We start from the raw sequence: 15315 nt of genomic DNA, 5'->3' as shown, positions 1-15315 counted from the left end.
CATCAATTACGTTGCATTAATGGAAAATGAATAAAGAGTGGAGGTATTGAAATGGCAGAAATAAAATATGAAATCAAAGAAAATATTGGTGTATTGTCGGAATCAGCGAAAGGCTGGACTAAAGAATTAAATCTTGTGAGCTGGAATGACAAAGAAGCGAAATATGACTTAAGAGAATGGGATCCTACGCATCAAAAAATGGGTAAAGGGATTACATTGACTCATGATGAGCTGAAATTGTTAAAGGAAACTCTGATTAACTTGGAACTGTGATTTTTTATTCAAAACAGGGCAATGATTAAGGAATAGAGTTGACGGTCAGCGTAAACAGTTGAATATATGAAAATGAAACTAATAAATTTATTCTAACATGAAAGTGGTGAGGTGTAGAATGGTTAATTTACAAAAGGAATTTATTGATTTTCATAACAAAATCAAATTGGATGATGAAAATGCTACTTTGCGAGAAAAGAGAGATATTTTGTTGAAAAAGCTTAAAGACAATATATCTAAAGATGCAGCTGCATATACGACCTTTAATCAAGGAAGCTATGCTATGGGCACTGGGATCATTCCCGAAGATGAAGATTATGATATTGATGTTGGCATTAAGTTCAACATTAATAAAGAGGATTATTCAGATCCACTCGTGGCAAAGAAATGGGTTAGAGATGCCTTGAAAGGTCATACAAAGAGTGTTGAAATTCGTAGATCCTGTGTCACTGTTACATACCAAAAAGAAGGTGAGTCAGTTTTTCATGTAGACTTTGCAATATATGCGGCAGATAATGTTGATGGAAAACTGTATATAGCCAAAGGTAAAGAGTATTCTACGACTGAAAACAAAAAATGGGAATTATCCGATCCTCAAGGATTAATTACGACAATTAAAGGAAAACACAGTGGAGATGACGCAGCTCAATTTCGAAGAGTGATTCGATATATGAAAAAGTGGAGAACGCATCAATTCTCTTCAAACGGGAATGAAGCACCGACAGGAATAAGTCTTACGGTACTTGCATATCATTTGTTTTCAGTTAGTAAACAGTATGATTGGTCAACCAAAAAGTACGTGTATGATGATTTTTCAGCACTTGATAATATGGTAAAGAATATTGAAAATGAATTCACATTATCATGGAACAGTCAGGACGAAAAATACTATCATATTATTGCTACTGCCTTGCCGGTAGAACCCGGTAATGATTTGTTTGAAAAGATGACAGATAAGCAGATGGAGAACTTTTACCAGAAGGTTGCATCGATGAGTACAAAGCTTGATGACGTAAAAACAAAAGAAAAGAAGGCTGATGCATGTTCGACTTTGGTCAATTTATTCGGTGCAGATTTTCCTGTTACTGTTGACAAGAGCATGGTCGGTACATCTGAATCAGCGTAAGTGATGCCTATGACAAATGAGGATATAGTAGGTATCATTGATTATCTTAATATTCATCGCGATGTTTGTTTCAAACAAATTGAAAACTGCAATAAGAAATATATTGCAGAGTACAGCGGGAACATCCTACTTGAAAATTGCGATAAGATTGAGATGATAATCTCGTTTTCCACAGACTTCCCACTAACTTTGCCGGATATTTTTGTTGCCGATAATAATAAATTTCGGGCACATGTGGGGACAGAGGGGAAGATATGCCTTTTTGACTCTAGTGCAATATTAATCAAACAAGCTATGGCTGATCAGTTAGTACTTGATTGCTTTGATCAAGCTGTGAAGATTCTAAATATACAACCTGGAAGTAAAACGTATAATAATGAGGTTTGTAGAGAATTTGATTCGTATTGGCTTTCAATTCGAAATAAAATGGCATATTCTTGTCTTGATACAAAGGACATTAAATATGCTGAAATACCGATTGTCATATCACATGGAACTAGTATCATAGGCAATACAAAAGACGAAGCGGAGGTTATTCTGCGTAATAATTTTGGCCTTGCTCCGGATAAAAACGATTTCGAAAGAACCTGTCTGGTTATCAAAATTAGAGCAGGAAGTTCTATGATACCACTGGCAAAACAATTTAAGTGGAGCGTGGTTCGAAGGTACATTGTTGAGAATACCAGTTCATCTGTAAGGCGTCAGTTTAAAAAGTTCCTTGATAAGAAAGTTAAGCATTATATGCGATATATAATCCTTGCTTACCCGGCTGAAGAGGGGGATATATTATTTGGTTTCCGTATAGAATTTAATAATTCAAGGTATTTGAAGATTGGTTGTAACCAGATGTGCAGAGTAGAAAATGTTTTTGTAGAAAGAATTGATTTTGAGTATTTAACTATGCGGGGCGGTGCAATGTCAGAACTGAAAGAGAAACGAGTACTTTTGCTTGGATGCGGTTCAATCGGGGGCTTTATTGCCAATAATCTTTGCCAAGCGGGAATTATGAATATTGATATTTTAGATAATGATCTTTTCCAGCCAGAGAATGTACATAGACATTGGCTTGGTTTTGATGCAATAAGCCCTAAAAAGTATGGATATAAAGCTGATCTTGTTAAGGAAAAACTAGAAGCGATGTATCCTTATGCAGATATTGATCCATTAAATTATACAGATAGAAGTGCTCAAAAATTTATTTCCGATGAAAAACGATTAGGACAATATGATCTCATAATTTCAGCACTTGGTGAGCCAACGATTAACCTTGAGATAAACAGAATCTTAAATGACAATAATATTGAAACACCATTTGTATGTTGCTTCAATGAACCCTATGGTGTCGGAGGCCATGTGATATCAATAAATATTGACAAAAAATCATGCTTGCAGTGCCTGTATACAGATGTGATTTCAAGTGACTTGGTTCAATTTAGAGGTAGCTTTGTTGCTCCAGAACAGAATTTCAAGAAAAATCTATCGGGATGTAGTGGGGCTTTTGTTCCATATAGTTGCCTGGACTCTCAACAAACAGCGTTGTTGGCTGCAAGACAGTCTATTGGTATTTTGAATGGCACATATACTAATAATTCTGTGTCTTCTTGGATAGGAGAATCGGAAGAACTACTTGGACAAGGATTTTACTTATCGGAATGGTATTTGGCCAATATAAATAATCGTAATATTACCATAGAAGCGATTACAAACCAGAATTGTAGCATATGTAATCGAAGAGATAAGGAGTAAATCACATGGACTATTATTGTGAGAAGTCTATGGTTTTTTCTATAGATGAAGTTGTTTATCAAAAATGGACCAGTTATATCGACAATTATAATTTTGCAATTGAAAGCGGTGGAATTATCGTTGGAAAGCTAAATCCTGCAGAAAAACAAGTAATCGCTACTGATATAACAGTACCTCAAAAAAAAGATAAGTGTACCAAGAATAGGTATATACGTGCAGAGCTTGGACATCAAGAAATAATGGATAATTTGTGGAAAGAATCTGGATTTATAAAAACCTATATTGGAGAGTGGCATACCCATAATCAACGTGTGCCTCAACCATCTTGGATAGATCGAAGAAACTGGTTGCAGATATCAAAAAGAAAACAAAATTCGGTATGGCTTTTTTTTGTGATTGTTGGTACTGAGCAGATTGGTGTGTGGAGTGTATTGGACGGAAAAATAGTAAAAATGGAAACTCATAATACGTAGGAATGGTTTGCGTAACTAAAAAGTTTTATTATAGCTTTTATTTCGCTTGGATGGAGGGTTTTATATGAGATATAGATGGTTACATTTATCAGATTTACATTCGATAGCTTCAGGAATTAAAACCACTATTATGCGAGAAGCATTAATCGCAGAGATTCAAGACATTAGTCGACAGAGCTCGTTTGATTTTATTATTATTACAGGCGATGTAAGTGATAAAAATTGTGGATATCAAGATGCTGAGTCACTGATTAATAGGATTATTGCAGTTACTGATGTTCCATTACAGAAGGTTTTTATGATTCCGGGGAATCATGATTTGAATAGAAGTATACCTGACGATAGAAAACAAATCATTCGAAAAGCCTGGGAAATTGAATTATTTGATGAAGATGAATGTGTATATTATGACAAACTAAACAAGGCTCAATACGATTTTTTTGACACGTATGAAACTATACTGGGGAGAACATATCCTAAAGATAAAATCCATTTTGTTGAAAGTTTAGATGAAAATATTGGAATAATTCACCTTAATACTGCTTGGATGTGTTACGATTCAGAAAACGAATCAGGCAAATTGCATGTTGGGCTCAATAGCCTATTTAAATGTATTTCGGATCCGATAATACAGAAAAAACCAATTAAGATCGCAATTGGACATCATCGAATGAGTGATTTTAACAACTGTGTAGAGGCACATATAAAGAGTCTGTTTAAGACGATGGATATTGATTTATATTTAGGTGGTCACTGTCATGATGCCACCGTGGTTTTTGATCCATCTATTGATACAGAATTTTGCTCTTGTAGACAGGGAAGGGCTGAAGATAAAGATTATCCTGCAGGGTTCATCGTTGGAGAAATAAATACTGAAACAGATCAAAGTCATTTTCAATTTTATAATTGGGAAATTAGTCTTGCTAAATGGACATATGATTATAGAGTCACTCCAGCTAAACATGGTAAATACTATCTTCATGGAGAAAAATTTACGAAGATGCCAGAAGCCAGTAGAAACATTATTGTTGATTTTAAATTGTTTGGAGTTTCATTAAATTATGATTCCATAATGAAAGCTTTTAATATTGAAAATTCTGCGATCTATAAATCATCTATTCAAAATATAAGGCCTAAATCAACTGAAGAATGGAATGCATGTTTGAATGAAGTTATCAATATCTATGAGAGCATAATAAAGAATTCAAATAACGCAGTACATATATTCCCAATAGCAGCGATTCCATTACTTGTTGCTTTTGGATATTTGCTTCAAAATGATAATCCGAATATTAATATATACCAGTATTTTGAAAATGAAGATAAATGGGTTTATAATGAACAAGATGACTACATAAAAATTGTTTTAAATTCGAAAACAAACGGTTCAAAAATATTAGCAGTATCCGTCAATATAAGCGCACCTATTGATATTGTTGACATAGAGTCTGCTTTAAATGGTGAGTTTGACCTTCTGTCTATTGGAGTAGAAAAGCCGCAGTTATCATACTTAAATTATTATGCAGACGTTCAAAGATTAAAGAAAGCATTGAAGATTGAGTTGGATAGGATTTATTATAAATATGACGAGATACATCTTTTCTTAGCGGCTCCTGCGGGAGTATGTATTGAAGTTGGAAGAATAATACGTGAAAATATGTACCCGAGCACATTTGTATATAATTATCAAAGGGTATTGAAAGGAAATCAATACACAAGAATATATGATTTGAAGGCAATTCGTAATTGATGTTGATGACAATTTAGTAATTACAAAATAAATAACAGAATGTAATCATTCGTAGATAGGGAGTGGAGATATGGCTGTCATAGATTTAAAATTGGAAGCTTGGAAAAACAAACTACTTGACCTTGGAAAAAGAAACCGATTAATCAATTACAAAGAGACCAAAAGATCAAGTTTAAAGATTGTAAAACCTGATATTTTAAATCTATGGCAGGATTTTGTTGTGAACGAAAGGGCGATAGAATTTCCTTTTTTTGACGAAGAATTAGCAGATACAAGCGGTGGGCAATTAAGCCTAATTGATGAGGATGAATCAATTGACCTTCAAAGCTATATTCAGACCAATCAAACACTCAAAGAACAGCAAAAGACATTAAGATCTCTGAGAGAAAAGGCTAAAACAGCCATGGAAGAGCTTGGCGTAAACATTTTCTATTTATCCTTCGGCTTCTTAAAATGGACAGAGTCAGGAAAATCAGAACAGTACTTGATGTCTCCGCTTGTGTTAGTGCCGGCATCATTAACAATAGAATCCATTAATGATCCCTATATTCTCAATATTCATGAAGATGAAATTGTTATTAACCCAACATTGAAATACAAATTGGAAAATGATTTTGGTATTGTTTTGCCAGAGATAGATGAAGATCAAGACTTGAGAGCGTACTTTAATCAAATCAGAGAACTGATATCAAAGAACAAGTGGGAACTTGTTGAAGATGCCAGTTTTAGCTTACTGTCCTTTTTGAAAATCAACATGTACAGAGATATCGATAAGCATAAGGATAAAATTAAAGCGCATACTGTCATACGCACTATTTCAGGAGAAGCAGGTGCAACTAATTATGATGTCGATAGTATCAATAATTTTGATCATGATAAGCAAACAAAGCCCGTGGATGTTTTTCAAGTGGTTGATGCGGATTCCAGTCAACAGGACGCAATTGTAAGCGCCAAAAAAGGAATGAGTTTTGTATTGCAGGGTCCTCCTGGAACAGGCAAAAGTCAAACAATAACGAATATCATTGCGGAAAGCATTGCAGATGGGAAAAAGGTTCTTTTTGTATCAGAAAAAATGGCCGCACTGGAAGTTGTACATAGAAGATTATCCATGTCAGGCTTGGAAGATTTTTGCCTTACTTTGCATAGCCATAAAGCGAATAAAAAGGAAGTTCTGGAACAACTCAGAACCGTTCTTGAGTTTACCCAAAATACTGTTAAATTAAGCGATGAAGCGTTTCAAAAACTGGATCTATTACAGACGGATAAAGAAAAATTGAATGCATATATCGATGCAATCCATACAAAAATAATGCCTCTGGAAAAAACAATCTATGAGGTCAATGGCATATTGGCAAACTTAAATGGATATGAAGACATTATTTTTAACGTACCTAATGTGAATGAGATAACTTCTCAAAAATACAATCGATTTATAAATCTATTAAATCAGTTTGTTCATACACTAGGGAAAATGACAGATGACTATAAGGCGAATCCTTGGAATAGTGCAAATGTTCAAACCGTGACGAATGAGTTGCGACACGACATAGGCTCGAATCTGAACAAATTGATGCCAAAGCTTACAAAAGCAATCGAATTATTCAACACCATTGAAAGCACACTTGACATACAAGGGTTTCATTCATATGCAGATTTAAGAAATCTGTCTGATATTCTGGAAATTTCTTCATATTCACCCTTAGTTCCAGTTAGCTGGATCATCAGTGATGATTTGGCAGGGCTGTATAAAGAGATTGATGAATTTTCAGCACTCAAAAGAAAGTATCTTGAGACGAAGGAAGTACTCTTTGCTATTTATCTGAAGATCGAAAACATGGAATCTAATCTGCTTAATATCGAAGATCGAGAACTGCTTACTTCAAGTCAGATAGATTATGTTATTAAGAAACTGAATGACTATATTGGTAAAAAACAGTCTTATTCAACATGGAATAAGACAGGAAGCATTGAAAAAGCTAAAAATTTATATAGTACATTAAACAATAAATTAAATGACTATCGCACATTAAAAGAGGATTTGCTGAGTAGATTTGAGAATGAAATTTTCGCGGTTGACTATCAGGCTATGCTGCTTAGATTTAAGACAGAATATACATCCTTCTTCAAAATTTTTAAGAAGCAGTATAAATTGGATAAGAAAGAGATTTTGGGTAAATACAAAACCATTGTCAAAAAGATTGATGATGAAACGGTTGTACAAACCCTCATGATATTGAAGCAAATGGCAGAAATATCCGATTGGATGTCTGAGAATACATCGGAATACCAAGCTCAGTTTCATGAAGCATTTGAAAGAGAAAATACAGATTTGTCTGTTTTGGCTTCAATGTTGGAAATGTATTCAAATCTTGAATTTGGACTTGGCTCTTTGAATACCTTGAAAGAAATGACAAACTTGATCGAATTCAATGGTATTAAGCTTAAAAATCACTATGAAGGCTTGTATTTAGGACTGAATACGGATTGGGATCAAGTTAGAGAAACATTGGAATGGGCCAGTGAGTTTAGAAAAACAACTGAAATGTACAGTGTTAACCAGGAATTTATAGAAAACATTTGCAGGAAGAGTGACAAGGTAAGTTTATGCAATGGATTCTTAATAAATGTAAAAGATGCTTTACAGCAAATAGATCAAGAATTCAGTTGGTTTTTAAATCTTTTTGATGAGAAGGATGTCCTCCAGAAGTGTACCGTTAGTGCTTTGCTTGATAGAGTTGATAAATGCAAGAACGGTCTTGCAAGTCTAGAAGAATGGATCGATTTCAGAACCGCACAGGAAAACTGTATCAAGGAAGGCCTTGAAGATTATATTAGCAAGATGAAGGAAATACAGATCGAAACCAATAAAATTATACCAGTCTTTAGGAAACGGTTCTATCGTTTATGGCTGGACGCGATACTGCCCCAATATCCAGAGGTTATGAACTTCAGAAGAAAAAATCAGGACTTCATAATAAATGAATTTTCAACGTTAGATAAAGAACAGCTGGATATCGCTAAAGCTAGAATAAAGAAAAAATTGATAGAGAATTTGCCGTCGCTTAATAGGTTTACCAATGGTGCAGACGAAATAAGCATCCTTAAAAGAGAATTAAGCAAACAAAGAAGAATTATGCCTATTAGAAAGTTGTTTGCTCAAATTCCTAATCTGTTACTGACATTAAAGCCGTGTTTAATGATGTCACCGCTGTCGGTAAGTATCTTCCTTGAATCTGAAAGCTACGAATTTGACATGGTTATCTTTGATGAGGCATCACAAATTAATACAGAAAACGCTATTGGAGCAATTTCAAGGGCAAAGCAGGTTATTATTGCTGGAGACAGCAAGCAGCTTCCTCCGACAAATTTTTTCGCTGCGTCTGTTTCTGACGAAGACTTTGATAATGATGAAGATGATGAGCTTGATGATGTGAATGCATATGAGTCGATTTTGGATGAGGCTAACTTGTTGCCGGAAAGAACACTTTTATGGCATTATAGAAGTCGACATGAACATCTGATCGCTTTTTCGAACGCAAAGATTTATAAGAATAAGTTGGTTACTTTCCCGTCTAATACAGAAAAAGTTAATGACCATGGTGTTGAGTATATCCATGTGAAAGAAGGCTTTTATGACCGTGGCGGGAAAAAAGGAAACGTTGTTGAAGCACAAAAAATCGCTGAGATGGTATTTGATCATTTCAGAAAATTCCCTAATCGCTCATTAGGTGTCATTGCGTTTGGTGAGGTGCAGCAACAAGCCATAGATGGAGCAGTAAGACACCTTAGAATGAAAGAACCGTCATTTGAACACTTCTTTAAAGAAGATTCGGTTGAGGCATTCTTCATCAAGAATCTAGAAAATGTCCAAGGGGATGAAAGAGATACAATAATCTTCAGCATCGGTTATGCTAAACCACCTCAGGGTGGACAGATGCATATGAATTTCGGTCCGTTAAGTAAATCGGGTGGTGAAAGGCGTTTAAATGTAGCAATCACAAGAGCAAAGCATAATGTAAAACTTGTAGGATCTATCATGCCGACAGATATTGATCTAAATAGAGTATCATCGGAAGGTCCAAAGTTATTAAGAGGTTATATTGATTTTGCAATTCATGGTCCTTCTGTATTGCTTTCAGAAACTACGGAGAGTAATATCATCGAACATGATTCAGCGTTTGAGGAAGCTGTGTTCAATTACCTGGATAGAAAAGGGTATCAAGTGGGAACTCAAATCGGCTGTTCCGGATACCGTATCGATTTAGCCATAAAACATCCAACTCATAGTGGTAAATACGTACTGGGGATTGAATGTGATGGTGCTGCATATCATTCCGCTAGGACTGCAAGAGAAAGAGATCGACTGAGACAATCCGTATTGGAAGATATGGGATGGAAGATATACAGAATATGGTCTACTGACTGGATTAAAGATCCTGTGACGGAAGGCGAGAAATTGATTGAAGCAATTGAATACGCATTTTTGGAGTATGAGGTAGGAGAGGACGAGCCAGCTGTGGTTAATAATTCTGAAAATGAGGACGATAATTTGCTGCAGACATACTTAACCATCGATACTAAAGAATTGGACTTGGAAGACAATGAGAATCCATATCAATTTGAAATAAGGGATGAAACGGACTTTAATAGTCTTCCAAGAAATTCAGGTGGTTATTTAGAACTTGCCGATTGTATTGTTGAAGTTGTCAATAAAGAATATCCTGTTCATTATGACCTGTTATGTAAACGAATCGCTCCTCTGTTTGGACTGGAGAAAGTATCTTCGACCGTAAGGAAAGAGGTAGATTATAAGCTGCCTCATTTGAAAAATCATATCATTAAGCAAGGTGATTTCTTAATACCTAATAAAGAAGTTGCTATTAAACCAATGCATAATAACATCAGACCAATTCAGCATATTAGTACGGAAGAGCTTGCTGTTGCGATGTATCATGTAGCCAAAGTATGTGTGGGAGCGACTGTAGATTCAATTTGTTCAGAGACAGCGAGAGCCTATGGATTTAAAAGAAAAACCGAGAAAATTAACAGCTCTATGTTGGAGGCTTATGAACAATTAAAAGAAAGTCAAAAAGTCAAAGAGATTGATGGCAAAGTGATCGTCATTTAAAACATTACAGGACCATTTGAAAAGAGGTGGCATATGTATATTATTGATACAGACAACAAACAATCTAGGAAAATTGAAGCAATCACTTTCTCGTCCCTTGGATTAAAGGAACGAGATGATTTGCAAGAATGGATCGTCAAGGAACCGGCTATTCTAGGTGAAGAACTACTCATCATACAGAAGGAATTCAGTGGCTTCTTAGATACCAATGAGCGTCTGGATTTGCTAGCCATTGACCGTAAGGGAAACCTTGTCATTATTGAAAATAAGCTGGATGACTCAGGCAAAGATGTGACTTGGCAAGCAATGAAATATGCATCCTATTGTTCGACTCTTGGTAAAGACGGTATTCGAAAGATTTATCAGGATTACTTGAACAAAACGGAGCCTGGTATTATTGCTGAAGATAAAATATGCGATTTCTTGAACAAATCGGACTTTGATGAGGTGCAATTGAATCACGATTTATCACAGCGAATCATTCTGGTTGCTAGAGAATTCCGAAAGGAAGTCACGTCGACAGTTTTGTGGGCAAGAAAGTTCAGAATACAGATACAGTGCATCAAGGTCACGCCATATCTGTTTGAAGGACATCTGCTTCTTGATACTGAGCAAATTATACCGGTAAAGGATGTTGCAGATATTACAATATCTCTTGATGAAAAGGCTCATGATGAAGTGGCAACAGGCGCTCAAATTGCAGAAAGAGAATTAATCAGAGATCGTTTCTGGAAAGAACTGCTGCCTAAAATGAATGCAAAGTCTCAGCTGTATAGTGGTATCAGCACCGATTCCACTCATTATGATCACTGGCTTACAGCCGGAGCTGGCATGAGTGGCTTGGGTTACAGTTTTGTTATTACCAAAAAATATGCAGCAGTCGAGCTTGGAATCAATAAACCGGTTAAAGAGGATAACAAAGCAATCTATGACGAACTTATAAAGCACAAGGACGAGATCGAACAGATTTTCGGTAAAGAGTTGACATGGCAAAGGCTGGATGATAAAAAAATGTCCAGAATTACTTCTATTCTTGAAGGCGTCAATGTATTCAATGATGAAGATTGGCCGGAGATGCAGACATTCTTGGTTGAACATATGATTCGTTTAAATGAGGCACTGAAGAAGAGTATCAGCAAATTGAAACAAACATTATAGTCACTATCCGTTTTATCGTACACCTCTTCTGGTATTATGTTATCATTAGAGGTGTTATTTGTTTATGAAATCAATCTCTGAGGTGAAAACTATGGCCAAAAGCTCGAATCAAAAACTGAAGCTGTTATATTTGCTCAAAATGCTAAACGAAAAAACAGATGAAAATAATACAATGACCATCAATGATATGATTGCAGAGCTGGAACTTTACGGTATCACGGCAGAACGCAAATCCATTTATGATGACCTGGAAGCATTGAGGCACTATGGTCTTGATATTGGAATGCGGAAGACCAAGACGACAGACTATTATGTCGCCAGCAGAGTTTTTGAGTTGCCGGAGCTGAAACTGCTTGTAGATGCGGTGCAGTGTTCAAAGTTTGTTACCCATAAGAAAAGCAATGATCTGATTAAAAAAATTGAAAGCCTTGCCAGCCGTAAACAAGCACAATCATTGCAACGGCAAGTCTTTGTAACAAATCGAGTCAAGACTATCAATTGTTTTTTGCAAGTTCTTTTTGCAGAAAGTTGCAAGTGAAAAATACAGAATGTTGCATTCTGGAAAATCCATAGTTTTGCAAACTGAAATACAAAGCAATTTCAGCAGAAATTACCGCATTGCAGGCAATGTTTGTCAGTTTTTCGGCTGATTCTCCGAAATCGATCGATATAAGTCATTAATGCTGGATTCTCGCATCCGGTTACTGGGACCCGGGAATAAAATCAGATGACAGTGATGCAGCAACCGATCCAGCATGGCAGCCGTCATCTGTTCATCATAAAGGACATTGACCCATCGGGAAAATTCCAGATTGGTATTAAGAATAATACTTCTGTTCTGATAACAGTCGGAGATAATCTCAAACAGCAGCTGGGAGCCCGTCCGATCCAGCGGCACATAGCCATATTCATCGAGAATAAGCAACTCAGCTTTATTCAGTTTTTTAAGAAAAGCAGTCAATGTTCCGGCTGCTTTTGCTTCAGAAAGCTTATTGACCAGTGCCGCTGTTCGAAAAAATTTAACTGGTATACCCTGAAGGCAGGCTGCCACACCAAGGGCGGTTGACAACATGGTTTTACCGGTTCCGGTACCGCCGTACATGATGATATTTTTGTGGTCATTAATAAAAGCAAGTGATTTCAGGCTTTCAGGGGTCAGATCCGCAGGCAGCGTGATTTCGTCAAAGCGGTAGCCTTCAAAAGTCTGACGGCTGTAGAATCCGGCACTGTTGACCAGCTTTTCAGTCCGGGAGATCTCCCGATACTGGAGTTCCTCGCTGAGAATCCGGTACAGATATTCCTGATGACTGTCACCTTCGGCAGTCTGAGCCAATTCGGCCAGGTTCCGGCTGAGACGCAGTTTCCGGCAGCATTCAGAGATTTCATTGTCAAGCATGGGGGCTAACCTCCTTCTGATTAAGTAGCCGGTCATAAGCATCCAGATTCGGCATCAGCGGCTGCATTTGAGGAATTCCGGGCTGCAGATTCATGGCCGGAAGTTCAGGAACATCGGCATACAGCCTCCGGTAGAGACTTGCAAGACTGTCAGCATCCTTTACCTGACAGGCAATGGCATGATCGACTGTATTCAGAGCGCTCTCAAAACCGGATCGATTGGTCAGTTCTGAAAGCAGTCTGATGACCTGAGCGGTTTCACTGTCTGAGCAGGAGGCCAAAAAAGACCGCATGGTTTCGGGCATCATTTCATAAATTCCCGAATATTTGACCGCTCGTGGTCGCTGAGATAACTGCTTCAGATAGGGCAGCCAGTCCATCTGTTCCTGTTTGCTGTCACCGTATAATCGTCGATGGCGGACGATTTCTCTAAAGTTTTCATCCTGAATGATAACAGCAGCTGACGTCAGTACCAGATGAACCGAACACTGGGCATATTTAGGGGCCACTGAATAGGCATGCCTGCCTTTATTCAGATAAACCTTTGCCCATTTGTCGGCTTTCAGGGTCTTATGCCCATTAAGATTAAAAGGAACAGACGGCAATTCGCGCGATGCCTTCAGATCAGCCTGAAAACGCGATTCAATCGTCTCATCGTACCGGTAATGATCCCGCTGTGCATCCTCCTCGCATTGATTAAACAAACCACGATTATAATCCGGCAGTGACAGAAAGTGCGGAACCGGCACCAGAAAGTTACGGCGCTGATAGCCGACCTTGTTCTCAACATTGCCTTTTTCATGGCCTTCGTTTGGATTCATGAAGACTGCCTTGAAACCGTAATGTTCCCGGAAACGCTCGAATTTTTCGGTGAGTTTACGCCCACCGCCACGGATAATGTCCGTAACAATAACTTTTGTGTTGTCAAACCAGAGTTCAGCCGGAACACACCCGATATGCCGAAAGATGGCATCAAGTCCTTCCAGCAGGCATTCCATGTTTTCGCCGTAGAACAGCTGAAGATAACCTTTGTTGCTGTACGGAAAAGAGACCTCCAGGTATTTTCCGGTCAGCTTGCGGCCATTTTCATAAAATTCAGCAGTGCCAAAATCGACCTGCGCTTCGCCTGGTTGATGTACCAGTGGCAGAAATGCTTTTGGGTTCTGTTTAAAAATTTCTTTGTGTTTTTCTGCATAATAACTGGCAACGGTCCGATAGGAACAGTCAAAACCGGGTGTTTCTTTCTGCAGACGTTCAAACACCCGTTTGGCGGTATGACGCTGTTTTCTGGGAGCAGATTTGTCATTGAGCAGCCATTCATCGATGATCGCTTTATAAGGTTCTAACTTGGGACAGAATTTTTTTTCAACTGCCGGCCTGGGTGCCGGTTCGTTGAAATCCGTCTGATCAATATATTTGCGGACAGTCCGCCAGTCCATGTGCAGTGCTTCAGCGATTTGTGAAATATTTTCCCCTTTCTCATAAAACCGAAATCTGATATCATGTATTTGATCCATTGTGAGCATTCTCCATTTCCTCCTTGTTCTTTGGTCAGATACAAGGATATTTGATTTGAGTTTTGCCCGCAATGGATTTTTGCATTATTCTGGATTTTGCAGCTTGCAATACTCTGGATTTTGCTTTTGCAACTTTCTGTATTTATAGCTTACACTAAACAACTATCAATGAAAGTATCTATTACAACGTGGATAGCTTGCACTTGGCTATTGCGCAGAACAAGAAGGTTACTTTTAAGTATTTTGACTACGACATCAGAAAAGAAAAAGTGTTTAGAAAAAACGGCGGTAAGTATACAGTCAGTCCTTATGGATTATCTTGGGATGATGAAAATTATTACCTGATTACTTTTTCAACGAAATATAACGGATTTACCCATTATAGAGTAGACCGAATGAGCGACATTGATTTGACAGAAGAGGAAAGAGATCCTTTACCGGATAAAGAACACTTTGACATTGCTGAATATACCAAGAAGGTCTTCAATATGTTCAACGGCGAAGAGGTTATGGTAAATCTGCAGCTGGATAATTCTCTTGTGAATGCTGTTGTAGATCGGTTTGGAAAAGATATTCAGATTGGTAAAGTGGATGAGGATAATTTTAATATATGGATTAAGGTAGCAGTTAGTTCGACTTTCTTTGCTTGGATCACGCAGTTTGGGAATAAGGTGAAGATATTGTCGCCGGAATCTGTAAAAGAACAATATAAAGCGCACATGAGTGAAATTCTTGACTTGTATTAGAAA

The 15315-nt window shown here is 37.3% G+C and carries 10 protein-coding genes and 1 pseudogene; 9 read left to right on the top strand and 2 right to left on the bottom strand.

The annotated features are described in order from the left end of the window. Nucleotides 1-51 precede the first annotated feature (51 nt). The 8 genes and pseudogenes from Q5O24_09665 (at nt 52) to Q5O24_09630 (ending at nt 12153) form a co-directional block, all read left to right on the top strand. Nucleotides 52-273: a PC4/YdbC family ssDNA-binding protein gene (locus Q5O24_09665; protein WKY46644.1), complete on the top strand. Its 222-nt coding sequence runs from the start codon at nt 52-54 to the stop codon at nt 271-273. 118 nt (nt 274-391) lie between these two features. Beyond that, entirely contained in the window at nt 392-1399 is a 1008-nt protein-coding gene (locus tag Q5O24_09660) for a nucleotidyltransferase (protein ID WKY46643.1), read from the top strand. Between the two features lie 9 nt (nt 1400-1408). Continuing rightward, entirely contained in the window at nt 1409-3145 is a 1737-nt protein-coding gene (locus Q5O24_09655) for a ThiF family adenylyltransferase (GenBank protein ID WKY46642.1), read from the top strand. 5 nt (nt 3146-3150) lie between these two features. Further along, the gene (locus Q5O24_09650; protein ID WKY46641.1) at nt 3151-3618 is read left to right on the top strand and encodes a Mov34/MPN/PAD-1 family protein; all 468 of its coding nucleotides are present in this window, start codon (nt 3151-3153) and stop codon (nt 3616-3618) included. 64 nt (nt 3619-3682) lie between these two features. Then, nucleotides 3683-5368, top strand: coding sequence for an SAVED domain-containing protein (locus Q5O24_09645; GenBank protein WKY46640.1), 1686 nt, complete (start codon nt 3683-3685; stop codon nt 5366-5368). A gap of 70 nt (nt 5369-5438) precedes the next feature. Then, nucleotides 5439-10496: a DUF4011 domain-containing protein gene (locus tag Q5O24_09640; GenBank protein ID WKY46639.1), complete on the top strand. Its 5058-nt coding sequence runs from the start codon at nt 5439-5441 to the stop codon at nt 10494-10496. A gap of 33 nt (nt 10497-10529) precedes the next feature. Then, the gene (locus Q5O24_09635) at nt 10530-11654 is read left to right on the top strand and encodes a DUF4268 domain-containing protein (GenBank protein WKY46638.1); all 1125 of its coding nucleotides are present in this window, start codon (nt 10530-10532) and stop codon (nt 11652-11654) included. A 91-nt stretch (nt 11655-11745) separates the two neighbouring features. Continuing rightward, a pseudogene (locus tag Q5O24_09630) lies at nt 11746-12153 on the top strand (WYL domain-containing protein). Nucleotides 12154-12288: 135 nt separating this feature from the next. On the opposite strand, the gene istB reads toward Q5O24_09630, so the two are convergent. Beyond that, nucleotides 12289-13050: an IS21-like element helper ATPase IstB gene (gene istB / locus Q5O24_09625; GenBank protein ID WKY46637.1), complete on the bottom strand. Its 762-nt coding sequence runs from the start codon at nt 13048-13050 to the stop codon at nt 12289-12291. Then, nucleotides 13043-14566 carry an IS21 family transposase gene (gene istA / locus Q5O24_09620; GenBank protein ID WKY46636.1) on the bottom strand — a complete coding sequence of 508 codons (1524 nt, stop codon included), beginning with the start codon at nt 14564-14566 and terminating at the stop codon, nt 13043-13045. Before istA ends, istB begins: the two co-directional genes overlap by 8 nt. A gap of 188 nt (nt 14567-14754) precedes the next feature. Here istA and Q5O24_09615 point away from each other — a divergent pair, with 188 nt between their 5' ends. Further along, nucleotides 14755-15312, top strand: coding sequence for a WYL domain-containing protein (locus Q5O24_09615; GenBank protein ID WKY46635.1), 558 nt, complete (start codon nt 14755-14757; stop codon nt 15310-15312). The last annotated feature ends 3 nt before the right edge of the window (nt 15313-15315 follow it).

The organism is Eubacteriaceae bacterium ES3, assembly GCA_030586155.1.
Taxonomy (GTDB): Bacteria; Bacillota; Clostridia; order Eubacteriales; family Eubacteriaceae; genus Acetobacterium.
This window is presented reverse-complemented; position numbering and strand designations above follow the sequence as displayed.

What these genes read in the sequence shown, in the direction of transcription:
- Q5O24_09665 (WKY46644.1), top strand. Translation starts at nt 52, where the DNA reads ATGGCAGAAATAAAATATGAAATCAAAGAAAATATTGGTGTATTGTCG.
- Q5O24_09660 (WKY46643.1), top strand. Translation starts at nt 392, where the DNA reads ATGGTTAATTTACAAAAGGAATTTATTGATTTTCATAACAAAATCAAA.
- Q5O24_09655 (WKY46642.1), top strand. Translation starts at nt 1,409, where the DNA reads ATGACAAATGAGGATATAGTAGGTATCATTGATTATCTTAATATTCAT.
- Q5O24_09650 (WKY46641.1), top strand. Translation starts at nt 3,151, where the DNA reads ATGGACTATTATTGTGAGAAGTCTATGGTTTTTTCTATAGATGAAGTT.
- Q5O24_09645 (WKY46640.1), top strand. Translation starts at nt 3,683, where the DNA reads ATGAGATATAGATGGTTACATTTATCAGATTTACATTCGATAGCTTCA.
- Q5O24_09640 (WKY46639.1), top strand. Translation starts at nt 5,439, where the DNA reads ATGGCTGTCATAGATTTAAAATTGGAAGCTTGGAAAAACAAACTACTT.
- Q5O24_09635 (WKY46638.1), top strand. Translation starts at nt 10,530, where the DNA reads ATGTATATTATTGATACAGACAACAAACAATCTAGGAAAATTGAAGCA.
- istB (WKY46637.1), bottom strand. Translation starts at nt 13,050, where the DNA reads ATGCTTGACAATGAAATCTCTGAATGCTGCCGGAAACTGCGTCTCAGC.
- istA (WKY46636.1), bottom strand. Translation starts at nt 14,566, where the DNA reads ATGGATCAAATACATGATATCAGATTTCGGTTTTATGAGAAAGGGGAA.